Here is a 21,286-nt window from a genome sequence, read left to right as displayed (position 1 = left end):
GGCATGAGCTACCAGCCCACCCCCGAGGACCGGTTCACGTTCGGCCTGTGGACCGTCGGCTGGCAGGGCAGGGACCCGTTCGGGGACGCCACCCGCCGGGCCCTCGACCCGGTCGAGTCGGTACAGCGCCTGGCGGAACTCGGCGCCCACGGAGTGACCTTCCACGACGACGACCTGATCCCCTTCGGTTCCTCCGAGGCCGAACGCGAAGCCCACATCAAACGCTTCCGCCAGGCCCTGGAGACCACCGGCATGACCGTGCCCATGGCCACCACCAACCTCTTCACCCACCCTGTCTTCAAGGACGGCGCGTTCACCGCCAACGACCGCGACGTACGCCGCTACGCCCTGCGCAAGACCATCCGCAACATCGACCTCGCCGCCGAACTCGGCGCCAGGACCTACGTCGCCTGGGGCGGCAGGGAAGGCGCCGAGTCCGGCGCCGCCAAGGACGTCCGCACCGCCCTGGACCGCATGAAGGAAGCCTTCGACCTGCTCGGCGAGTACGTCACCACCCAGGGCTACGATCTGCGCTTCGCCATCGAGCCCAAGCCCAACGAGCCCCGCGGTGACATCCTGCTGCCCACCGTCGGCCATGCCCTCGCCTTCATCGAACGCCTCGAACGCCCCGCCCTGTACGGCGTCAACCCCGAAGTCGGCCACGAACAGATGGCCGGCCTCAACTTCCCGCACTCCATTGCGCAGGCCCTCTGGGCGGGCAAGCTCTTCCACATCGACCTCAACGGCCAGAACGGCATCAAGTACGACCAGGACCTGCGGTTCGGCGCCGGCGACCTGCGCGCCGCGTTCTGGCTGGTCGACCTGCTGGAGAGCGCCGGCTACGACGGCCCGCGCCACTTCGACTTCAAGCCCCCCAGGACCGAAGACCTCGACGGCGTGTGGGCCTCCGCGGCCGGCTGCATGCGCAACTACCTCATCCTCAAGGACCGCGCCGCGGCCTTCCGTGCCGACCCCGAGGTCCGGCGAGCCCTGGCGGCAGCCCGCCTCGACCAGCTCGCCCGGCCCACCGCCGCCGACGGCCTCCAGGCGCTCCTTGAGGACCGCACCGCCTATGAGGACTTCGACGTCGAGACCGCCGCCGCCCGCGGCATGGCCTTCGAACACCTCGACCAACTCGCCATGGACCACCTCCTCGGCGTCCGGGGCTGAACGCACGCGCGCGTGGGGCGGCGCATTTGCTGCCGTCCCACGCGCGCCTGTTGTTGACCGTTCGGTACCGCTATGCCCCTCCTTCGCGTACTTCGCGCGAAGGTCAGATGCCGTGGGGGAGCCGGACGTAGTTCACGGTCGTCTCGATGCCGCTGTCGACGAGCCGGCCCTGCGCGTCGAAGGCGCCCGAGCCGTCCGTCATCCCGAAGTCGTTGTCGTTGATGAGGGCGAGCGTGTCGTGGTCCACGCGCGCGACGCCCTCGATCTTCCCCGGCAGGCCACTCACCGTGCCGAGGTCGACCACGAGTCGCTTGGCGAGCACCGGGACGCCCGCGGCGGCCGGGTCGTCCAACTGCTCCAGCGAGGGGGACGTGGTGTCGTCGTCCCAGGGGTCACCGAGGATGTCGGCCTTGCGGCTCAGCTTCACCACCTGGAGGCGGGCCGCCTTGTCGGTGCGTTCCTCGACCAGCAGCCGGTTACCGCCGAGAGCCACCACCGAGGAGATCTTCAGCTCGGACGTGTCGTCCTCGCTCGGGTCGACGACGTCGACCGGGTCGAACCGGTACGCGTACTCGGCGGTGACCGCCTTCTTCTTCGGCGAGAAGCGCAGCAGCCGGGTCGTGCGCGAGGCGTTCCCCGCGTCCGCGTCCGGCAGCGAGAGCGGGCTCTGCACGGCCATCACGAGGTCGCCGCCGGGCAGCAGGGCCAGCCCCTCGAAACCGCGGTTCACCTTCCGGTGCAGCAGCACGGACGGCAGCGCCTCCACCACGGGGTAGTCGGCACCGGTCAGGTTCAGCCCCTCGGGCACGTACCGGGTGAGCACCTTCCCGCGCGCGGAGACGTGGACCAGCGACGGCCCGTACTCGTCGACCAGCCAGAACGTCCCGTCCGCGGCCCGCACGACACCTTCGGTGTCCAGGCCGTTCGGGTTGTACGACAGCAGCGTCGAGGCGTCGTAGTTGTACGGCGCCTCGTCGCGCGACTTCTGGTTGGACAGCCCGGTGACGGCCTTCCCGGAGGACGTGGTGAGGGGGATCGCGTCGATCACCTCGACGCTGTTTCCGGACAGCCGGATCTTCACGATCGCCGGGTCGAAGCCGGGCACGGGGAACGTGCGGCGCTTCTGGCCGTCCACCTTGATCTGGCCGTTCGGTCCGCGGTCGGTCACCGTCCAGAACTCGTTCTTGCGGCCCGTGGGGTAGATGTCGCTGCCGATGCCGCCGAGGTCCACACCCCGGTCGTCGGCCACGCTGCCGTGCAGCAGGGCGTTGCTGAACGTGCCGAGCGGGATGTCTGCGAGCGTCGCCGTGCGGACGACATGGGCCTTCGCCGTCTTGGCCGGCGTCGCCGCGGCCGTGCCGGCTGCCACGAGCGCGGCGGCCAGGGCCAGCGGAAGCCCCGTGACGACGGAACGGTGGGCTCGGCGCCGGCCGGTGGTGTGCGAGGACATCGGGCCTCCAAAGGGTCAAGTTCGATGGCAGTGGCCAGATTTGAGTCCCGGCGGTAAATCGGCGCGACTGCCAGGTGAATGCCGGGCGTCGCCCGCTCGTCCAATCGCCGCGGCGTGGGGCCCGGCCGACGAACCGTCAGCCCTCACTCCCGCACGGTCACCGGGTTGTCAAGGCTCACGGCGGCTCCTCCTCAAGGTGGAGCCGAGCCGTCGCGAGAGCCGTCGCCGGATCCCACGCCGCGTCACCCGAGGGGATCCAGTGACCGCGCAGCCGGAAGGGCCACCAGCGGCCGTCCCGCCCCAGCCGCAGCTGCACGCCCGCGCCGTGGACGGTCCACCGGTTGCCCGCCCGTCGCAGTGCCGGCCGGTCGTCCTCGTCCCAGCCGGCGTCCAGCGCGGCACGCGCGCGTGCCAGGGCGCCGCCCTCCACCTGCCACTCCACGTCGAGCACGGCCAGTGCCTCGGCGCCGCCGTGGTGCCAGGCGCGCACGGCCGTCTCCAGCCCTTCCGGGTCGCGGCCCGAACCGTCCGCCAGCCGGTGCGCGATGGCTCCTTCAGGGGTGCCTGCGGCGGGCCGCACGGCGTCCTGGCCCACCGTCAACTCCGGTTCGCCCCCCGCCTGTCGCTGCTCGCCGTGGAGCGCCCCGACGAGCAGCCGATGCGCCTCCAGGGCGGTCCGAGCGGCAAGGTACGCGAGGGCCTTCGGGTCGATCCCGGCCGCGGGTGGCGCCTCGGCGTCAAAAAACGGCGGCCGGCCGGGCGCGTCCGGAAGCGGGGGCGGTGCGGGCAGGGGCGGCAGGATGTCGCCGGCCGCCCAGGCATCCGCGGCGTCCACTGTGTCCCGCTCGTCGGCCGGCCCATCGGACACCGCGGTACGCAACCGCAGTGCCTCCAGCAGGGCGCGCCTGCCCCGTCCCCGCAACAGCAGCAGCACGAATGGGTCCTCGTCCAGCAGCCGCGCCACCTGGTGGCACAGCGCGGCCGTGTGCCCGCAATGGTCCCAGGCGCCACAGTCGCACTCGGGCTCCAGATCGCCGAGTCCCGGCAGTAGTTCGATCCCCGCTGCCGCCGCGTCCTCGACCAGGTGGGGCGGCATCTCGCGATCGAGCAGCGCCGCCACATGCCCGGCCCGCTCGACGACCAGGTCGAGCAGCCGCTCCCACTGTTCGTCCGACAGCTGCGGCAGCAGCACATCGGCCCGGTGCGCGGCCCCTCCGGGGTCCCGGACGACGGCCGTGACGCGGCCCGGCCGTACCGAGACCGCGCCCACCGCTCCGGAGCGCGCGAGCCTGCGCCCCGCCTTCACCTGCGCCCCGTCCAGCGCCGTGTCCTCCAGGGCCCGCAGCCACACCCGGCCCCACCACGTCTGTGCGAAGCCCCGCCCGTGCGCGGGCGGCAGAGCGGGGAACGTGCGCTCCGTATCCTCGTCGTACCGGGTCATCGCGCCTCCCCGCGCAGCTCCACCAGTTCGGCCAGCTCCGTGTCCGTCAGTTCCGTGAGCGCCGCCTCGCCGGAGCCGAGGACGGCGTCGGCCAGTTCCTGCTTGCGGTTCAACAGCTCCGCGATGCGGTCCTCGACGGTTCCCTCGGTGATCAGCCGGTGCACCTGCACGGGCCGGGTCTGGCCGAGGCGATACGCGCGGTCGGTGGCCTGTGCCTCCACCGCGGGATTCCACCAGCGGTCGTAGTGCACCACATGCTCGGCCCAGGTCAGGTTCAGGCCCGTGCCGGCCGCCTTCAAGGAGAGCAGGAAGACGGGTACGTCGCCCTCCTGGAAGCGCCGCACCAGCGCCTCGCGCTCGGCCACGGGCAGACCGCCGTGCAGCAGTTGCGCGGGCACTCCACGGGCCGCCAGATGCCGTTCCAGGAGGCGCGCCATCCGCACGTACTGGGTGAAGACGAGAACGCCCGCCCCCTCGGAGAGGATCGTGCCGAGGAGTTCGTCCAGCGACTCCAGCTTCCCCGACCGTCCGGCGATCTGGGCAGCGTCCTCCCTGAGGAACTGCGCCGGGTGATTGCAGATCTGCTTCAGACCGGTCAGCAGCTTCACGATCAGCCCGCGGCGCGCCATGCCGTCGGCCGTGGCGACCGTCTCCAGCGTCTCCCGGACCAATGCCTCGTAAAGGCCCGCCTGTTCCCCGGTCAGCGGTACGGCGTGATCGGTCTCGGTCTTCGGCGGCAGCTCGGGCGCGATACCCGGATCCGACTTGCGGCGGCGCAGCAGGAACGGTCGCACCAGGTGGGCGAGCCGCCGCGCGGCGGCGGGGTCACGGCCGCCCTCGACGGCCTGCGCGTACTGGGCGCGGAAGGTGCCGAGACGCCCCAGCAGTCCCGGGGTCGTCCAGTCGAGGATCGCCCACAGCTCCGACAGGTTGTTCTCCACCGGGGTGCCGGTGAGCGCCACGCGTGCGCGTGCTCCGACGGAGCGCAGTGCCCGCGCCGTCGCCGAGAACGGGTTCTTCACATGCTGGGCCTCGTCGGCGACGACCATGCCCCAGGGGACCTCGCCGAGCCGTCCCGCGTGCAGGCGGAGCGTGCCGTACGTCGTGAGGACGAACTCGCCGACGGCGGGCGCGTCCGGATTCCGTCGTGGGCCGTGGAAGCGGCGCACCGGTGTGCCGGGCGCGAATTTCTCGATCTCCCGCTGCCAGTTGCCCAGCAGGGACGCCGGACAGACCACGAGCGTGGGACCGGCCGTGGCGGGGTCGTTCTGGCGGTGCAGATGCAGGGCGATCAGCGTGACGGTCTTGCCGAGGCCCATGTCGTCCGCCAGGCAGCAGCCGAGTCCCAGGGATGTCGTCCGGGCCAGCCAGGTGAATCCCCGCAGCTGGTAGTCCCGCAGGGTGGCGGCGAGCGCCGTGGGCGGTCCGACCGGCTCCTGTCCCTCGGGGTCCGCGAGCCGCTCCCGCAGCTCCGCCGACCACCCCGTGGGCCGTACCTCGACGCGGCGGCCGTCGACCTCCGTCGAGCCGGTCAGCGCGGCGCCGAGCGCCTCGACGGGCGTGACCTCGCGGTCCTGTCGTGCACGGACGCGCCGCGCCTCCAGAGGGTCGATCAGCACCCACTGGTCGCGCAGCCGCACCAGGGGACGCCGGGCCTCGGCCAGTCGGTCCAGTTCCTCGCGGGAGAGTTCCCGGCCATCCAGCCCGAACCACCAGGTGAACGCGAGCCGGGCGTGGGTCGACAGGAACGACGCCACCTCCGCGCGTCCCGTCACCCCTGTGCTCCCGCCCGTCGGCGGCCCGATGACCACCTGGGCGGACAGCTCTCGCGACAGTTCCTTGGGCCAGTGCACCTCGACGCCCGCCGCGGACAGGGCACGGGCGCCCGCTCCGAGGAGTTCGGTGATCTCGTCGTCGGCGAGTTCGACGCGGTCCGGTACGGTCGCCGACAGCAGGGCCGCGAGCGGCGGCCAGGCGCGGGCCGCGCGGCGCAGGGCCAGCAGGGCGTCCAGCCGCGCGCGGGGACCGAAGGTCAGGCCCGAAGGACCGGAGCCGGACCACACCTCGGCCGCGTCCGCGACGGTCGCCGGGCCGCCGACGGTGTGTACTTGGAGCACGGCACGGAACCGCGCCGGGGCATCGTCGTGCGACGTGTCGTCAAGGCCCGGCACCTCGATCCGCAGCGACAGTCGTACGCCGGCGTCGTGCCCCGCTGCGACGTCGTCGGCCCAGGCCCGCTGTCCGGGCAGCTGCTGCGGCTGCGCCGCCGCGTACGCAGGGCCGCCCGTGACCAGCGGCGCGGCGGGGGAGCGGGGGAGCGTGTCGGCGACCGCGTCCAGGAAGGCGTGCAGCAGCCCCTCCGGGGCGGGCAGCCGGGGCGGCCCGGCGTCGCTCACCGGGACGGCGTGCGCCTCCGGCGGCATCGAGGCGGCGAGTTCGCGGACGAGTTCCGTGTCCCGCGCGGTCAGGGGGCCGACCCGCCAGGCATCGTGATCGGTCGGGGAGAGCCCGGGCAGCAGCAGGCCGCGGGCCAGGAAGTGCAGGGCCAGCATGCCTGCCGAGCCCCAGAACACGGTGGCCCGGTGGGCGAGCGGGTCGACACGCGCGCGTGTGAGCACCGGCAGGGCCGCGCGTACCGGCAACAGCACCGCGGGCACGCGCACCCGCTCGACCCCTTGCCCGCCGGGTACTGCGACGCCCAGGTCCGCGACGGCTCCCGAAGCGGGGGGAAGGGTGCCGTCGGGCCGCCAGAAGGCGAAGTGGCCGGCACGCGCGGGGTCGGCCGGCACGAACACGGCGGGGCAGCGTGCCAGTTCGGACGACTCGGGGGATGGCGCCGCGGTGATGCTCTGCACAGCTCTGCCCGACTCCTCAAATTTGACTACTGGAGCAAGGTCGCCGAGGTTACCCCATGTCCGAGGCTGACCCCGAACAGCTAGGCTGTGATCTGAGCCACTTCGCCTGGTGCACGATGTGCTGCACGGATGTCCGGCCTCGGGGGTGCGTAAGGGTCGCGTATCAGGGACGTCTCAGGGTCGCGGTCCGGAACCGTGGGAAGCGCGGGCCCGTTTTCAGAACAGAGAGCGGCAGTGGCCGCGAAGGAGGCGACGCACATGTCGAAGAACGCGAAGATCGCCGCAGGGGGTGTGGCGGTCGGGCTCATCCTGTTGATATGGCTGCCTTGGTGGGTGGCGTTCCTGATCGTGGTCGGCGTTCCGGCCGCCGCGTATCTCGCGCTGGACCCCTCGCAGCGGCGCAGGTTGCGCAGGGTGGCCCGCAAGGAACTCGGCCGCTGAGACGCCGGCGTCGCGGCGCGTCATCCTTCGGCGCGCGGAAGCCCACCGCCTCGCCGCCCCCGGACCTCGCGACGACACGGCCCGGGGGCGGCAAGGGCCGCACTCCGCACGGCAGGCGCTCGGCTCCGGGCCACTGAAGCGGCGCCGCCGCGGGCCGAATGCGCTACTTCCCGGCCGCTGCGGCCCAGCCGCAGCCGCACCTGGCCGTCCTCCGTGCGGGCCGACACATAGGCCCCCGCGGCTTCGAACAAGTTGTGAGCGCGCCGTTCACGCGGACCCGAGTTCTCCGGGTGCGCGGAACCGCGAAATCCGGTGACATACGTGCGGATCTTGTCGAACATGCGGGCCACCTTCCCCTGCGCCGAGTCGCCCCGGGGGGCGTTCAACTGTTCCCGCCAACGTAGGGTCGCGACCGCGGTGACAGAAGAGGGCGACCCGGTGGCACAAGAACACGGCCGTCGCGGGACCGGGCCGGCTCGGGGCGTGCGAGGAGCCCTGCTCAGTCCTCCCGGACCGCGAGGGCGAGGAAGCTGGCGTCCTCGTCGACGTACGACGTCATGCGCCACCCCGAACCGGCGAGCAGCGGGCCGAGATTGTCTTCGGCGCGCAGATCGTCCGGGGTGATCCGGCGTCCCTGGCGGGCCGCCAGCGCCGCGCGGCCGATCGGATGGAACAGGGCCAGCGTGCCGCCCGGCCGCACCACCCGCGCCAGCTCCCGCAGATTCTCGGCGGGGTCGGGGAGATGCGCGATCAGGCCGGCCCCGAACGCGGCGTCGAAGGCCGTCGACCGCAGCGGCAGCGCGGCCACGTCGGCGAGCAGCAGCCGCCCGTGGCGGCCCCGGCCCGCGCGTACCGCCTCGTGGAGCATCGCCGGGGTCAGGTCGACGCCCACGACCAGCCCCGAGGGGCCCACGACCGCGCGCAGCGGCGCCAGGGCGCGGCCCGTACCACAGCCCGCGTCCAGCACGCGGTCCCCCGGCCGCAGCCCGAGGTCGGCGACTGCGGCTGCGAAGGCGGGGCCGTCGTTCGGGAACTTCCTGTCCCAGCCGTCGGCACGGGCGGTGAAGAACTCCTGCACGCGTGCGTGGTCGTCGCTCATGCCTGGCATGATCCCGCACGGCGGGAAAGATGTCCCAGTGCGCATGTTCGAGCCTGACGCGATCGTTCCATCCCATCTCTACGTCATATTCCAACAATTTTCGAAATGCGCCCCCGTAGTGCGCCGCTGCCCCGGCTAGCGTCCCGGAGCCATGGGACACCTGGACCACGCCGCCTTCGGCTGGCTGCCCCCCGTGCTGTCGTACGCGATGGCCTGCATCGGCTCCGCACTGGGACTGCGCTGCACCGTCCGCGCGCTCGCCGCCACCGGCCCGTCGCGCCGCAACTGGCTCGTCACCGCGGCCTCCGCGATCGGCACCGGTATCTGGACCATGCACTTCGTGGCCATGCTCGGCTTCCGGGTCGGCGGCACCGACATCCGCTACGACGTGCCGGTGACCGTCCTCAGCCTCCTCGTCGCCATGGTCGTCGTCTGTGCCGGGGTGTTCGCCGTCGGCTACGGCCGCGACCGCACCCGGGCCCTCGCCCTCGGCGGTCTCACCACCGGACTGGGCGTCGCGAGCATGCACTACCTGGGCATGGCGGCGATGCGGCTGCACGGCGACATCGACTACGACCCGGTCCTCGTCGCGCTCTCGGTGCTGATCGCCGTGGTCGCGGCCACGGCGGCCCTGTGGGCGGGGCTGAACATAAAGTCGCCGATCGCGGTCACCGTCGCCTCGCTCGTCATGGGGGCGGCCGTCAGCAGCATGCACTACACCGGCATGCTCGCGGTGAGCGTCCGCGTCACCCCCTCCGGCTCGGTGCTGCCCGGGGCCACGGCGATGCAGTTCATCTTCCCCCTCGCCGTCGGCCTCGGGTCCTATCTGTTCCTCACCTCGGCCTTCGTCGCGCTCTCGCCCACGGCGGGGGAGCGCGAGGCGTCCGCCTCGGCCCAGCGGCCTGTCGAGAGCGGCGCCGTCCGCTAGCCGGAGCGCGCCCCGAACCACCACCGAGCGAGGAGCTCATGCGTACATCCCGGAGGACCCCCACGACCGGCACCCGGGCGCCGTCGCCACCGCCCGTCCGCGGTCGCCGCGCGCACGCCGGACCACCCGCCGACGAAGACACGGACGAGCAGGCGGGCGCCGTGCCGGAGCCTGTGTTCACGCGCGCGGGGCGATGGCGGACACGGCCGCGGACCGTGCGGGCCAAGGTCGTCTGCCTTCTGATGGTCCCCGTCGTCTCCCTGCTCGCGCTGTGGGCCTACGCCACCGTCAGCACCGCGCAGGACGTCGCCCGACTGCGCCAGTCGCAGCATGTCGACGCCGAACTTCGGGCCCCGGTCGCCGCCGCCGTGGCCGCCCTGCAGGCCGAGCGCGCGGCGGTGGTCCGTTACACGACCGACCCGGTCGCCGGGCAGGGCGGCGGCCTCAAAGCACTCGGCGCGCGAACGGAGCGGGCCGTCGCCGGACTTCGGCTCGGCGACGAGCACACCGTCGCCGACAGCAGAGAACTGCCCGCCGACGTCGCACGGCGCCTCGCGGACTTCGTCACCGGAGCCGAGCGTCTGCGCGCGCTGCGGACGGCGGTGCTCGACCGCCGCGTGCACTGGGACGAGGCGTATGAGCAGTACACGAAGACCATTGCCAAGACCTTCGGTGTGGGCGGAGCCCTCGCCGGTGTCCAGGCCGACGATCTCGGCTCCGACGCGCGCGTACTTCTTGAATTCGGCCGCGCGGGCGAGGCCCTGGCGCAGGAGGACGCGCTGCTCACCGGCGTGCGTTCGGCCGGACGGCTCGACGGCGAGCAACTGCGGCTGTTCACCGCGGCGGTCGGCACGCGCCGCGCATTCACCGAGACCGCCGTCGCGGACCTCCCGGCCGCCCAGCGCGCCGACTGGCTCGGCCTTGCCGACAGCAGCGCCTACCGGGCCGTCACGGCCGTCGAGGACAAGGTCCTGGCGAGTCCCTCGGGTGCCCGGGCGGTCGACGCGGCCTCCGACACCGCATGGGAAGCCGCCCACGCGCGCGTGCGGGACGGCATGCGGTCGATCGAGACGGACACCGGGCGGGCCGTCGCGGGCCGCGCCGATCCGTTCGCGCGCGGCCTGCTCACCCCGGCCGGCGCGGCGGTCCTCTTCGGTCTGGTCGCGGTCGCCGCCTCGCTCGTCGTCTCCGTACGCATTGGACGGGGACTCGTCGTGGAACTGGTGAGCCTGCGCAACGGCGCCCTGGAGATCGCCCGCCGCAAACTCCCCGAGGCCATGCGCAGGCTGCGCGCCGGGGAAGAGATCGACATCCGGGCCGAGGCGCCGCCCGGTCCGCCCGCGCAGGACGAGACCGGACAGGTCGCCGAGGCGCTGGCCACCGTCCACCGGGCCGCCCTGCGCGCCGCCGTGGAGCGCGCCGAACTCGCCGGCGGCATCTCGGGTGTGTTCGTCAACCTGGCCCGCCGCAGCCAGATCCTGGTGCACCGTCAACTGAGCCTGCTGGACAGCATGGAGCGCCGGTCCGAGGACCCGAACGAACTGGGCGACCTCTTCCGGCTCGACCACCTCACCACCCGTATGCGGCGCCACGCGGAGAGCCTGATCATCCTCTCCGGAGCCGCCCCCGGGCGGGCCTGGCGGATGCCGGTGTCGCTCACGAACGTGGTGCGGGCGGCCGTCTCCGAGATCGAGGACTACGCGCGCGTGGAGGTACGTCGGCTCCCCGAGACGTCGGTCGTCGGCGCCGCCGTCGCCGACCTGACTCATCTGCTGGCCGAACTGGTCGAGAACGCCGCCCAGTTCTCCCCGCCCCACACGCGCGTGCGCATCACCGGCGAACCCGTCGGCAACGGTTACGTCGTCGAGATCGAGGACCGCGGCCTGGGCATGGGAAAGGAGGCCCTCGCCGAGGCGAACCGGCGCATCGAGCAGTCCGAGGCGCTCGACCTGTTCGACAGCGACCGGCTCGGCCTGTTCGTCGTCAGCAGGCTCGCGGCACGCCAGGGCGTCACAGTCCATCTGCGGCCCTCTCCCTACGGCGGCACCACCGCGGTGGTCCTGCTCCCGACCGCCCTTCTGCACACCGGGGCGGCAGGTGGTGCCATCGGCTTCACGGCACAGCCGCAGCAGTCGGCGGAGCACGCCTACGCGCGCGTGCCCGGTGCCGCCCCGCCCCAGGAAGCCGTCGAGGCGGCGGACCGGCCCGCTCTCGTCGCCACGGACCGCGCGGAGCCCGGACCGGCGACCGTAACCGCGGCCCCCGGAGCCGGGCCGACCACTGCAACTACGCCCCCCGGAGCCGATCCGGCGACCGACATCACGCCCCCCGGAGTGACGACCTTGCGACTGCACCGCCCGACGGACGGCTCCGAGCCCGACGAACACCTCCCGCGCCGGGTGCGCCAGGCGAGCCTCGCCCCACAACTGCGCGGCCAGCGGGCCGAGGAGCCGGCCCGGACACCCGGGTCCGCCGACGACGACCGGCGCACCCCCGAACTCGTACGGGACCGCATGGCTGCCTACCGCGCCGGATGGGCGCGCGGCGGCGGCCGGCAACCGGGCCGCGGCGCAGGCCCGGACCGAGGAGCGGGCCGAGACAGCAGCGAAGGAGACCCCGCATGATCCAGGACCCGAACCCAGGGGCCGACCGGCGCTCCGGCGAACTCGACTGGCTGCTGGACGACATGGTGGCCCGGGTGAGCGAGGTACGGCACGCCGTGGTGCTCTCCAACGACGGCCTCGCCATCGGCGCCTCGACCGGACTGGCCAGGGAAGACGCGGAGCACTTGGCCGCCGTGGCGTCGGGCTTCAACAGCCTCGCGAAGGGCGCGGGTCGGCACTTCGGCGCGGGCGCGGTGCGCCAGACCATGGTCGAGATGGACGACGCGTTCCTGTTCGTCGCCGCGGCCGGAGACGGCTCGTGCCTCGCCGTCCTCACCGCCGTGACCGCGGACATCGGACTGGTCGCCTACGAGATGGCACGGCTCGTCAGGCGGGTCGGCGAGCACCTCTACACACCGCCGCGCGCCGCCGCCCGGCCGCCCGCCGCCGGATGAGCCGGAGAGGCGGACGGCAGCGATGACCGAGGACACGACGGGCGCCACTCGGGAGGCGGGCAGTCAGTGGTACGACGGCGAGGCCGGTCCCCTGGTCCGCCCGTACGCCATGACCGGGGGCCGCACCAGGCCCGGCCCCACCGGAGTGCGGTTCGACCTGATCGCGCTCGTCACGCTCGACCCCGGCACGTCCGTGGCCGACGACGACACGCTCGGCCCGGAACACCGGGCACTCATCGACCTGTGCCGCACGGAGACACAGACGGTCGCCGAACTCGCCGCGGGCACCGACCTTCCCGTGGGGGTGGTCCGGGTGCTGCTCGGCGACCTCCTGGAGTTCGGCCGTGTGTCGGTCAGCCGCCCGGTGCCGCCGGCCCAGCTGCCCGACGAACGGATTCTGCGCGAGGTCATCGCGGGATTGCGGGCACTGTAGATGACGATGCGGAACGAACCGAGCGCGATCCGGTCACAACTCTTGCAATCATGTCAAAGCACCCGGAGTGGAGTTGTGGGGTCATGATGCGGACCAGGCACACGGACATCGATCGCGGTCGGCACGCCAAAGGGAAGTGATCATGGCCTCCGAGCACTCCGGCACGTTCGACGGCGAGGGCGCACTGGCGCTGAAGATACTCGTCGCCGGCGGATTCGGCGTCGGCAAGACGACGCTGGTCGGCTCGGTCAGCGAGATCCGGCCGCTGCGCACCGAGGAACTGCTGAGCGAAGCCGGTCAGTCGGTGGACGACACCGATGGCGTGGACCACAAGGTCACCACGACCGTCGCCATGGACTTCGGGCGCATCACCATCCGCTCCGGGCTCTCCCTCTACCTCTTCGGCACACCGGGCCAGGACCGCTTCTGGTTCCTGTGGGACGAACTGGCGCAGGGCGCCCTCGGTGCCGTGGTCCTCGCGGACACCCGGCGGCTGCCCGACTGCTTTCCCGCGGTCGACTACTTCGAGCACCGGCGCATCCCGTTCGTCGTGGCCGTCAACTGCTTCGCCGGAGCCCGCGGCCACGGCGCACAGGACGTGTCCCGCGCCCTCGACCTCGACCCGGGAACGCCCGTGGTCCTCTGCGACGCCCGCGACCGGGACTCCGGCAAGGAGGTGTTGATCCGCCTGGTCGAGTACGCCGGGCGCATGCACACCGCCCGGCTCCTCGACTCCGTGGGCTGAAGGACCGTCAGTCCGCCATATCCCGTACCGCCACCACCTTGTCCACGACCACGCGGACCAGCAGCTCGCCGGGGACCCCGTTACGGGCGCCGAACTCCTCCGCCCGGTCCTCACCCATGTACCGGGCCCCGATCCTGCTCGCCCAGTGCCGGACCTCGCCGAGGTCCTCCGACAGCCGGGCCCGCCCGCTCAGTACGACGAAGTGGAACGGCGGCCGGTCGTCGTCCACGCAGAGGGCGACCCGGTCGTCACGGGCCAGGTTGCGCCCCTTCACGGTCTCCTTCCCGGTGTTGAAGACCACCTCGTCCCCGTCCAGCAGGAACCAGATCGGGGCCACGTGCGGGCCCCCGTCGGCCCGTACGGTCGACAGCTTGCCGGTGCGGGTGCCGTACGAGACGAACGTCCGCCATTCCTCGTCGGTCATCTTCTGTGCCATGCCCCCATCCTCCTTGCCGGGACGACAGCCGTGGGGAAGGCTGGCTGAGGGATCCTCCGGCCAGGGGGAGACAACACACGGGGAGTGGGAGCATGGCGCAGAAGCAGGGACTCGGCTGGTTGCTCGACGACCTGACCGAGCGCGTGGACCACGTACGACATGTACTGGTCCTGTCGAACGACGGGCTGGTGACGGGGGTGAGTACGGGCCTGCGCCGCGAGGACGCCGAGCACCTCGCCGCGATAGCTTCCGGGCTGCACAGCCTGGCCAAGGGGTCGGGACGCCACTTCGGCGCGGGCAGGGTGCGCCAGACCATGATCGAATACGACGATGCGGTGCTCTTCGTCACCGCCGCGGGCTCCGGCAGCTGTCTGTGCGTACTCAGCGGCGCCGAAGCGGACATCGGCCAGATCGGCTACGAGATGACCCTGCTCGTCAACCGGGTCGGTGAGCACCTCGGCGTGGACGCCCGACAGCCCGAGCGCGCTCCGATATCAGACGACTGACCTGTGCATTTCCCGTGTCCCGTCGAGTTATCCACAGGCTCGCCACGGCATCCGCCCGAGCGGCTAACGTCTTGTGTCACGGCGAACGCACACAGCGTGAGCACCGACTCCACGGGGGAGTACCACCATGCAGGGCAGCACTGTCGCATCATCTCGCCACCTCACCCTTGCCCCGAGCCGCGCCGCACGTGAACTGGGCCTCAAGCGCGGCGAATTCGAGCTCGCCGTGCATCTCGGACGCATCCGGACCGTACCGGACGAGGGCAGCGCCGGCCGGTGCGTCGTTCGAGCGGAGATCGACCGGCTGCGCGCGACGGAGCGCTTCCCGGAGGGCCTCCGGGAGAGCGTCGCGACCGTGGGCGCCACAGCAGGCGCGGCCCTCATCGACGTGCCGGCCGGCAGGTTCACCCGTCTCGCACGTCTGGGGCTGATGACGCCCGTAAAATTTTACGTGAACCGTTATCGAGCCGTGGTCTGGTTCTATCTGGCCGACGAACTGCGGGAGTTCGCGACCGACGGCAAGAGCGCCACTTTGCTGACAGGCCGCATGCCCGAAGGGCTGCGCGACCAGCTCGCGGGGGGACTCGATCTGCGCGCCCGCAACTGGCGTGGACGCCAACTGGGGTTCCTGCTGCGGCAGGCCGACGATCCGTGGGAGCGCGCCGGAGCCGTGGCCGCCTTCCTGGATCCCGCCCACCTCGCGGACATCGTCCCGGACCCCTGTGAGCGCTCCCATCTGCAGAGCTTCCGCCCGAGGCCGCCCGCCCACGGCACGCCGGGATCGCCCGCCGCACAGCTCGCGGAGAAGATCATGACGGCGGAACACCCCGACGAGATCGGTTGGCTGAGGCACGACCTGGCGCGCGCGGTGTACGAGGCACGCGCCCACCGGTCCGCACCGCGACCGGCGGCCCCGCCCGTCCAGCATCCGCCGCGGCCCATCACGTCGACGGCCCGCAGCAGGGCCTGCACCCCCCGCTGCGGTCCACCCGCGGGCAGGGCACCGGAGCGACCCCGCGGAATGCTCGGCCGGCTGCGCGGCAGAGGGCCCCGGCCCGTGCGGGTGTGAGGCTTCGTCTGCTTCGTCTGCGTCGGCGGCAAGGCCCTTACAAAGCCCTGAACAGACCCTCCTGGACCACCGACACGAGCAGCCGCCCCTCCAGGTCGTAGATGCGGCCCCGGGCCAGCCCACGACCACCGGTCGCGATCGGCGACTCCTGGTCGTACAGGAACCACTCGTCCGCGCGGAAGGGGCGATGGAACCACATGGCGTGGTCGAGGGAGGCCAGGTCGAAGCTCCGCGGACCCCACAGCGGTTCGACGGGAATGCGGACCGCGTCGAGCAGGGTCATGTCGCTGGCATAGGTGAGCGCGCAGGTGTGCACCAGCGGATCGTCGCCCAGCAGGCCCACCGCGCGCATCCACACCGCGCTGCGCGGCTCCGCGTCCTTGATGTCCCCGGCGTTCCAGCGCAGCCGGTCCACGTAACGGATGTCGAAGGGCTGGCGCCGCGCCATCCGCTCCAACTGATCCGGCAGGGCACCGAGATGCTCGCGGATCTCGTCGGCGACCGTCGGCAGGTCCTCCGGATCCGGCACCTTTCGGGCCGGCGGCAGCTGATGTTCGAACGGTCCTTCCTCGGGTTTGTGAAAGGAGGCGGTCAGATTGAAGATCGTGCGTCCCTGTTGCACCGCGGTGACCCGCCGGGTGGTGAACGACCGGCCGTCCCGGATCCGCTCCACCTGGTACACGATCGGCACGCCCGGCCTGCCCGGGCGCAGGAAGTACGCGTGCAGCGAGTGCACCGGGCGGTCGCCTTCCGTGGTACGCCCGGCGGCGACCAGCGCCTGGCCGGCGACCTGGCCGCCGAAGACCCGCTGCAAGGACTCCTGCGGGCTGCGGCCACGGAATATGTCGACCTCGATCTGCTCCAGGTCGAGCAGGTCGACGAGTCTTTCGGCCGGGTTCGTCATGGGCGGGGTTCTCCTGGGTTCACAGCTGGCCGACGGCGGTGACGCGGACGACCGCGCGGCCCTCGGCGTCGGAGGCGGCGAGGTCGACCTCCGCGCTGATGCCCCAGTCGTGATCGCCGTTCGGGTCGTCGAAGATCTGCCGGACGCGCCACAGGCCGTTCTGCGGCTCCTCCTGGATGACGAGCAGCTTGGGGCCGCGCGCGTCGGGGCCGGTGCCCAGGTCCTCGTATTCGTCCCAGTACTTGTCCATCGCCTCGCCCCATGCCTCGGCGTCCCAGCCGGCCTCCGTGTCCATCTCGCCCAGTTCGTCGACCTGGTCGAGGGCGGCGAGTTCGACGCGGCGGAACATCGCGTTGCGGACCAGGACCCGGAAGGCGCGCGCGTTGGTGGTGACCGGCTTCACCTCGTCGGCCTTCTCCCGGGCCTCCTCGGCGGTCATCTCCTCCGGGTTGGCCAACTGCTCCCACTCGTCCAGCAGGCTGGAGTCGACCTGGCGGACCATCTCGCCGAGCCAGGCGATCAGATCCTCCAGATCCTCCGATTTCAGATCGTCCGGGACGGTGTGGTCCAGGGTCTTGTAGGCGCCCGCCAGGTAGCGCAGCACGATGCCCTCGGTACGCGCCAGCTCGTAGAAGGACACCAACTCGGTGAAGGACAGCGCCCGTTCGTACATGTCACGGACGACCGACTTCGGCGACAGAGGATGGTCGCCGACCCAGGGGTGGCTCTTGCGGTAGGTGTTGTACGCGTGGAAGAGCAGCTCTTCCAGGGGTTTGGGGTGGGTGACGTCCTGGAGTCGCTCCATGCGCTCCTCGTACTCGACGCCGTCCGCCTTCATCGCGGCGACCGCCTCGCCGCGCGCCTTGTTCTGCTGAGCGACCAGGATCTGCCGCGGATCGTCCAGCGTGGACTCCACGACGGACACCATGTCCAGCGCGTACGACGGCGACTCGGGGTCCAGCAGCTCGAACGCGGCGAGCGCGAACGTGGACAGCGGCTGGTTGAGCGCGAAGTCCTGCTGGAGGTCGACCGTGAGCCGGACGATGCGGCCCTCGGCGTCCGACTTGTCGAGCTTCTCGACGATGCCGCCGTCCAGCAGCGAGCGGTAGATGGCGATCGCCCGCCGGATGTGCCGCACCTGCTGCTTGCGCGGCTCGTGGTTGTCCTCCAGCAGATGACGCATCGCCTCGAACGCGTTGCCAGGACGTGCGATCACCGACAGCAGCATCGTGTGCGTCACCCGGAAGCGGGAGGTCAGCGGCTCCGGCTCGGAGGCGATGAGCTTCTCGAAGGTGTTCTCCGTCCAGCCGACAAAGCCCTCGGGCGCCTTCTTGCGGACCACCTTGCGGCGCTTCTTGGGGTCGTCGCCCGCCTTGGCGAGGGCTTTCTCGTTCTCGATGACATGCTCCGGCGCCTGTGCCACGACCAGACCGGCGGTGTCGAAGCCGGCCCGCCCGGCCCGGCCCGCGATCTGGTGGAACTCACGGGCGCGCAGGGTGCGGACGCGACTGCCGTCGTACTTCGTCAGAGCCGTGAACAGCACCGTCCGGATGGGCACGTTGACGCCCACACCGAGCGTGTCCGTGCCGCAGATGACCTTCAGCAGACCGGCCTGGGCGAGCTTCTCCACCAGACGCCGGTACTTGGGCAGCATGCCGGCGTGATGGACGCCGATGCCGTGGCGCACGTAACGGGAGAGGTTGCGGCCGAACTTGGTGGTGAAGCGGAAGTTGCCGATCAGCTCCGCGATCTGGTCCTTCTCCTCGCGCGAGCACATGTTGATGCTCATCAGCGCCTGCGCCCGCTCCACAGCCTGCGCCTGCGTGAAGTGGACGATGTAGACCGGCGCCTGCCTGGTCTCCAGAAGGTCGGTGAGGGTCTCGGTGAGCGGGGCCAGCCGGTACTCGTAGGAGAGGGGCACGGGGCGGGTCGCCGAGCGGACCACGGAGGTGGGCCGACCGGTGCGCCGGGTCAGGTCCTTCTCGAAGAAGGACACGTCGCCGAGCGTGGCCGACATCAGGATGAACTGCGCCTGGGGCAGTTCGAGCAGCGGGATCTGCCAGGCCCAGCCGCGGTCGCCCTCCGCGTAGAAATGGAACTCGTCCATGACGACCTGGCCGACGTCCGCGTCCTTGCCGTCACGCAGCGCGATGGAGGCCAGCACCTCGGCGGTGCAGCAGATCACGGGGGCATCGGCGTTGACGGAGGCGTCGCCGGTCAGCATCCCGACGTTCTCGGTGCCGAAGAGCTTGCACAACTCGAAGAACTTCTCCGACACGAGCGCCTTGATCGGGGCCGTGTAGAAGGTGACCTCGTCCCGGGCCAGCGCGGCGAAGTGGGCGCCCGCAGCGATCATGCTCTTGCCGGATCCGGTGGGCGTCGACACGATCACGTTCGCACCGGAGACCGCCTCGATCAGCGCCTCCTCCTGGTGGGGATAGAGCGTGAGACCGCGATCCTGCGCCCACGACTCGAAGGCTTCGTAGAGGGCGTCGGGGTCGGCGGTCGGCGGCAGCTGATCGATGAGGGTCACGCACCCATCTTGCCTGGCGTTCCGGCCGATGCGGGAATCGGCTGCGAGCACGAAGATCGCTGCCGCTACGCTGTGTCGCCGACGGAGCGTCAACACACCCGGTCAACTGGACAGCGGCACAAGAGGAATGGGGCGGGCAGCGGCGATGATGGGACCAGCACACTCACTGTCGGGGGCGGCGGCCTGGCTCGGCGTCGGGGCGGCCGCCGCCGCGGCCGGGCACACGATGCCCTGGCCGGTCCTCCTCGTGGGCGCCTTGATCTGTGCCGGCGCCGCGCTCGCTCCGGACCTCGACCACAAGGCGGCCACCGTCTCGCGCGCCTTCGGACCGCTGTCGCGCTGGCTGTGCGAGATCGTGGACAAGCTCTCCTACGCCGTCTACAAGGCCACCAGGATGAAGGGCGACCCGCGCCGCTCCGGCGGGCACCGGACGCTGACGCACACCTGGCTGTGGGCCGTGCTGATCGGCGCGGGCACCTCGGCCCTGGCGATCACCGGCGGCCGCTGGGCGGTACTGGCGATCCTGTTCGTGCACATGGTGCTGGCGATCGAGGGACTGCTGTGGCGGGCGGCCCGCGGGTCCAGCAGCGACATCCTGGTGTGGCTGCTGGCCGCGACCAGCGCATGGATCCTCGCGGGCACCCTGGACAAACCGGGCAACGGTGCCGACTGGCTGTTCACCGAGCCCGGACAGGAGTACCTGTGGCTGGGGCTGCCCATCGTGCTGGGGGCGCTGGTGCACGACATCGGGGACGCGTTGACCGTCTCCGGGTGCCCGGTCCTGTGGCCGATCCCGGTGGGCCGCAAGCGCTGGTACCCCTTGGGCCCGCCGAAGGCCATGCGGTTCCGGGCGGGCAGCTGGGTCGAGTTGAAGGTGCTGATGCCGGTGTTCATGCTGCTCGGAGGAGTGGGCTGCGCGGCGGCGCTGAACGTGATCTGAGGGACGACCGTGATCCGGTTCCTGGTCCGGGCGGAGTTCCGAGCGCGCGGACGCAGCAGTCGGCGCGTCCGCCGGGTCTGATCACCGGCTCGCCCGGCGGCCGGGGATCAGGCCGCCCCGCTGCCGGAGGCGTCCCGCCCGGCCCCGCCGTACCTGCGCTCGAAGCGGGCGACGCGGCCCTCCGAGTCGACCGTGCGGGCCTTGCCCGTGTAGAAGGGGTGACTCTCCGCGGAGATCTCCACGTCCACCACTGGGTACGTCTCCCCGTCGTCCCAGTCGATGCGCTGGTCGCTGGTGGCGGTGGACCGGGTCAGGAAGGCGTAGCCGGCGGAGCGATCGCGGAAGACCACGGGGTGGTAGTCGGGGTGCTTGTCCTGCTGCATGAGGGCTCCTCGCGTGGGGCGGTCGGCGGGTGGGGGAGGCCGGGCTCAGGTGGACGGGGAGTCCTCGTCCACGACGTGCATCGCGGCCTCCTCGGCGGAGGCGCCCGCGCCGTCGATACCCACGTCGGTGGCGACCAGGGCGCTCTCCTCGTCCTCGTGGGCTCCCTCGTCGGGTGCGACGAGACGGCCGGAGCGAAGGTCGCCGACCTCGTTGTCCAGCAGTTCGCCGTCGGTGCCCTGGCAGTCGCCGATGCCGTCGCCGTCGGGCACGGCGAGATCGGGCAGTTCCTCGGCGAGACGCTGGTCCAGCGACTCGCCCCGGTGGCCCTCGGCCGCCGTCACACCGGTGTGCTCCACCGCCCACGGCCGCTCGGGGGGAGACCAGCCCCGGTCGAGCGGATCTTCGACACCGTCGTCGACCAGCGTGTCCTCCGCGTCGAGCAGCCCCGAGTCCTCCTGGATCTCGGATCCGTCCGGCTGGTAGACGTCGTCCCCCCATCCGTCGGAGCTGTTCACGGGTACCTCCAGGTGGTGGGCACGGCCCGTTCGCACCGTGGTCGGCGGCGGACCGTCGGCACGCGGGGCACAGGTCACACCCGGCTCGAACCCGACGGTTCCCGGGCATCCCCCGAACCGGTGCCGTACTCCAGCCTTCCACCCCGCTTCGGGACCGCGCAACGCCACGGGCCCAGCCGCGCGCGCCCGCGCGGCGACCGGAGTGCCGCCGCACGGGCCGGCGCCGGGTCACCACGCCCGGCCGGCCGGCCCGACGGCCACACTCCGGTGCCGCTCGTGCCGCTCGTGCCGCTCGTGCCGCTCGTGCCGCTCGTGCCGCTCGTGCCGCTCGTGCCGCTCGTGCCGCTCGTGCCGCTCGTGCCGCCGTCCGCGCCGATGC

Annotated in this window: 19 protein-coding genes; 10 read left to right on the top strand and 9 right to left on the bottom strand. The window is 71.9% G+C overall.

Annotated features, from left to right (window positions below; genetic code table 11):
- Positions 1–3: 3 nt before the first annotated feature.
- Positions 4–1,170 (top strand): xylose isomerase, encoded by a 1,167-nt coding sequence (xylA, locus tag ACWEKM_RS18445; protein WP_451622230.1) that lies wholly within the window; start codon positions 4–6, stop codon positions 1,168–1,170.
- Between the two features lie 103 nt (positions 1,171–1,273).
- On the opposite strand, the gene ACWEKM_RS18440 is transcribed toward xylA, so the two are convergent.
- The 3 genes from ACWEKM_RS18440 to ACWEKM_RS18430 all read right to left on the bottom strand — a co-directional run bounded on the left by ACWEKM_RS18440 (position 1,274) and on the right by ACWEKM_RS18430 (position 6,916).
- A complete protein-coding gene (locus ACWEKM_RS18440) occupies positions 1,274–2,620 on the bottom strand; it encodes an esterase-like activity of phytase family protein (RefSeq protein WP_451622229.1) in 1,347 nt (448 codons plus the stop codon).
- 175 nt (positions 2,621–2,795) lie between these two features.
- A complete protein-coding gene (locus ACWEKM_RS18435) occupies positions 2,796–4,061 on the bottom strand; it encodes an SWIM zinc finger family protein (RefSeq protein WP_451622228.1) in 1,266 nt (421 codons plus the stop codon).
- Positions 4,058–6,916, bottom strand: coding sequence for a DEAD/DEAH box helicase (locus ACWEKM_RS18430; protein ID WP_451622227.1), 2,859 nt, complete (start codon positions 6,914–6,916; stop codon positions 4,058–4,060). The genes ACWEKM_RS18435 and ACWEKM_RS18430 overlap by 4 nt, the downstream gene beginning before the upstream one ends.
- Before the next feature lie 258 nt (positions 6,917–7,174).
- Here ACWEKM_RS18430 and ACWEKM_RS18425 point away from each other — a divergent pair, with 258 nt between their 5' ends.
- A complete protein-coding gene (locus ACWEKM_RS18425) occupies positions 7,175–7,357 on the top strand; it encodes a hypothetical protein (RefSeq protein WP_451622226.1) in 183 nt (60 codons plus the stop codon).
- Between the two features lie 499 nt (positions 7,358–7,856).
- Here the strand turns inward: ACWEKM_RS18425 and ACWEKM_RS18420 are convergent, their stop codons facing one another.
- Positions 7,857–8,456 carry a class I SAM-dependent methyltransferase gene (locus ACWEKM_RS18420; RefSeq protein ID WP_451622225.1) on the bottom strand — a complete coding sequence of 200 codons (600 nt, stop codon included), beginning with the start codon at positions 8,454–8,456 and terminating at the stop codon, positions 7,857–7,859.
- A 151-nt stretch (positions 8,457–8,607) separates the two neighbouring features.
- On the opposite strand from ACWEKM_RS18420, the gene ACWEKM_RS18415 reads away from it, so the two are divergent.
- The 5 genes from ACWEKM_RS18415 to ACWEKM_RS18395 all read left to right on the top strand — a co-directional run bounded on the left by ACWEKM_RS18415 (position 8,608) and on the right by ACWEKM_RS18395 (position 13,620).
- Entirely contained in the window at positions 8,608–9,384 is a 777-nt protein-coding gene (locus ACWEKM_RS18415; RefSeq protein ID WP_451622224.1) for an MHYT domain-containing protein, read from the top strand.
- A gap of 38 nt (positions 9,385–9,422) precedes the next feature.
- Positions 9,423–12,008 (top strand): nitrate- and nitrite sensing domain-containing protein, encoded by a 2,586-nt coding sequence (locus tag ACWEKM_RS18410; protein ID WP_451622223.1) that lies wholly within the window; start codon positions 9,423–9,425, stop codon positions 12,006–12,008.
- Positions 12,005–12,442 carry a roadblock/LC7 domain-containing protein gene (locus ACWEKM_RS18405; RefSeq protein WP_451622222.1) on the top strand — a complete coding sequence of 146 codons (438 nt, stop codon included), beginning with the start codon at positions 12,005–12,007 and terminating at the stop codon, positions 12,440–12,442. The genes ACWEKM_RS18410 and ACWEKM_RS18405 overlap by 4 nt, the downstream gene beginning before the upstream one ends.
- 22 nt (positions 12,443–12,464) lie before the next feature.
- Complete coding sequence (locus ACWEKM_RS18400) at positions 12,465–12,875, top strand: DUF742 domain-containing protein (protein ID WP_451622221.1); 411 nt, start codon at positions 12,465–12,467, stop codon at positions 12,873–12,875.
- A 142-nt stretch (positions 12,876–13,017) separates the two neighbouring features.
- Complete coding sequence (locus ACWEKM_RS18395; protein WP_451622220.1) at positions 13,018–13,620, top strand: GTP-binding protein; 603 nt, start codon at positions 13,018–13,020, stop codon at positions 13,618–13,620.
- Between the two features lie 7 nt (positions 13,621–13,627).
- Here ACWEKM_RS18395 and ACWEKM_RS18390 read toward each other — a convergent pair whose 3' ends face one another.
- The gene (locus ACWEKM_RS18390; RefSeq protein ID WP_451622219.1) at positions 13,628–14,056 is read right to left on the bottom strand and encodes a PPOX class F420-dependent oxidoreductase; all 429 of its coding nucleotides are present in this window, start codon (positions 14,054–14,056) and stop codon (positions 13,628–13,630) included.
- A 92-nt stretch (positions 14,057–14,148) separates the two neighbouring features.
- On the opposite strand from ACWEKM_RS18390, the gene ACWEKM_RS18385 reads away from it, so the two are divergent.
- A complete protein-coding gene (locus ACWEKM_RS18385) occupies positions 14,149–14,562 on the top strand; it encodes a roadblock/LC7 domain-containing protein (RefSeq protein WP_451622218.1) in 414 nt (137 codons plus the stop codon).
- 127 nt (positions 14,563–14,689) lie between these two features.
- Positions 14,690–15,631 carry a DUF6397 family protein gene (locus ACWEKM_RS18380; protein WP_451622217.1) on the top strand — a complete coding sequence of 314 codons (942 nt, stop codon included), beginning with the start codon at positions 14,690–14,692 and terminating at the stop codon, positions 15,629–15,631.
- Positions 15,632–15,668: 37 nt separating this feature from the next.
- Here the strand turns inward: ACWEKM_RS18380 and ACWEKM_RS18375 are convergent, their stop codons facing one another.
- The gene (locus tag ACWEKM_RS18375; protein ID WP_451622216.1) at positions 15,669–16,535 is read right to left on the bottom strand and encodes an acyl-CoA thioesterase; all 867 of its coding nucleotides are present in this window, start codon (positions 16,533–16,535) and stop codon (positions 15,669–15,671) included.
- 19 nt (positions 16,536–16,554) lie between these two features.
- The gene (locus tag ACWEKM_RS18370) at positions 16,555–19,068 is read right to left on the bottom strand and encodes a DEAD/DEAH box helicase (RefSeq protein WP_451622215.1); all 2,514 of its coding nucleotides are present in this window, start codon (positions 19,066–19,068) and stop codon (positions 16,555–16,557) included.
- Between the two features lie 145 nt (positions 19,069–19,213).
- Here ACWEKM_RS18370 and ACWEKM_RS18365 point away from each other — a divergent pair, with 145 nt between their 5' ends.
- Positions 19,214–20,008 (top strand): metal-dependent hydrolase, encoded by a 795-nt coding sequence (locus tag ACWEKM_RS18365; protein ID WP_451622214.1) that lies wholly within the window; start codon positions 19,214–19,216, stop codon positions 20,006–20,008.
- Positions 20,009–20,115: 107 nt separating this feature from the next.
- Here the strand turns inward: ACWEKM_RS18365 and ACWEKM_RS18360 are convergent, their stop codons facing one another.
- Both ACWEKM_RS18360 and ACWEKM_RS18355 read right to left on the bottom strand, forming a co-directional pair.
- Positions 20,116–20,391, bottom strand: a complete 276-nt coding sequence (locus tag ACWEKM_RS18360; protein ID WP_451622213.1) for a type B 50S ribosomal protein L31 — start codon at positions 20,389–20,391, stop codon at positions 20,116–20,118.
- 45 nt (positions 20,392–20,436) lie between these two features.
- A complete protein-coding gene (locus ACWEKM_RS18355; protein WP_451622212.1) occupies positions 20,437–20,907 on the bottom strand; it encodes a DUF5709 domain-containing protein in 471 nt (156 codons plus the stop codon).
- Positions 20,908–21,286 lie beyond the last annotated feature (379 nt).

Source organism: Streptomyces sp. NPDC004752 (assembly GCF_053601275.1).
This window is presented reverse-complemented; position numbering and strand designations above follow the sequence as displayed.

Bases quoted from the DNA above. Each gene is read 5' to 3' on its own strand.
- ACWEKM_RS18365 (WP_451622214.1), top strand. From the start codon at position 19,214: ATGATGGGACCAGCACACTCACTGTCGGGGGCGGCGGCCTGGCTCGGC.
- ACWEKM_RS18425 (WP_451622226.1), top strand. From the start codon at position 7,175: ATGTCGAAGAACGCGAAGATCGCCGCAGGGGGTGTGGCGGTCGGGCTC.
- ACWEKM_RS18435 (WP_451622228.1), bottom strand. From the start codon at position 4,061: ATGACCCGGTACGACGAGGATACGGAGCGCACGTTCCCCGCTCTGCCG.
- ACWEKM_RS18385 (WP_451622218.1), top strand. From the start codon at position 14,149: ATGGCGCAGAAGCAGGGACTCGGCTGGTTGCTCGACGACCTGACCGAG.
- ACWEKM_RS18440 (WP_451622229.1), bottom strand. From the start codon at position 2,620: ATGTCCTCGCACACCACCGGCCGGCGCCGAGCCCACCGTTCCGTCGTC.
- ACWEKM_RS18415 (WP_451622224.1), top strand. From the start codon at position 8,608: ATGGGACACCTGGACCACGCCGCCTTCGGCTGGCTGCCCCCCGTGCTG.
- ACWEKM_RS18395 (WP_451622220.1), top strand. From the start codon at position 13,018: ATGGCCTCCGAGCACTCCGGCACGTTCGACGGCGAGGGCGCACTGGCG.
- ACWEKM_RS18410 (WP_451622223.1), top strand. From the start codon at position 9,423: ATGCGTACATCCCGGAGGACCCCCACGACCGGCACCCGGGCGCCGTCG.
- ACWEKM_RS18375 (WP_451622216.1), bottom strand. From the start codon at position 16,535: ATGACGAACCCGGCCGAAAGACTCGTCGACCTGCTCGACCTGGAGCAG.
- ACWEKM_RS18380 (WP_451622217.1), top strand. From the start codon at position 14,690: ATGCAGGGCAGCACTGTCGCATCATCTCGCCACCTCACCCTTGCCCCG.
- ACWEKM_RS18390 (WP_451622219.1), bottom strand. From the start codon at position 14,056: ATGGCACAGAAGATGACCGACGAGGAATGGCGGACGTTCGTCTCGTAC.
- ACWEKM_RS18360 (WP_451622213.1), bottom strand. From the start codon at position 20,391: ATGCAGCAGGACAAGCACCCCGACTACCACCCCGTGGTCTTCCGCGAT.
- ACWEKM_RS18405 (WP_451622222.1), top strand. From the start codon at position 12,005: ATGATCCAGGACCCGAACCCAGGGGCCGACCGGCGCTCCGGCGAACTC.
- xylA (WP_451622230.1), top strand. From the start codon at position 4: ATGAGCTACCAGCCCACCCCCGAGGACCGGTTCACGTTCGGCCTGTGG.
- ACWEKM_RS18400 (WP_451622221.1), top strand. From the start codon at position 12,465: ATGACCGAGGACACGACGGGCGCCACTCGGGAGGCGGGCAGTCAGTGG.
- ACWEKM_RS18420 (WP_451622225.1), bottom strand. From the start codon at position 8,456: ATGAGCGACGACCACGCACGCGTGCAGGAGTTCTTCACCGCCCGTGCC.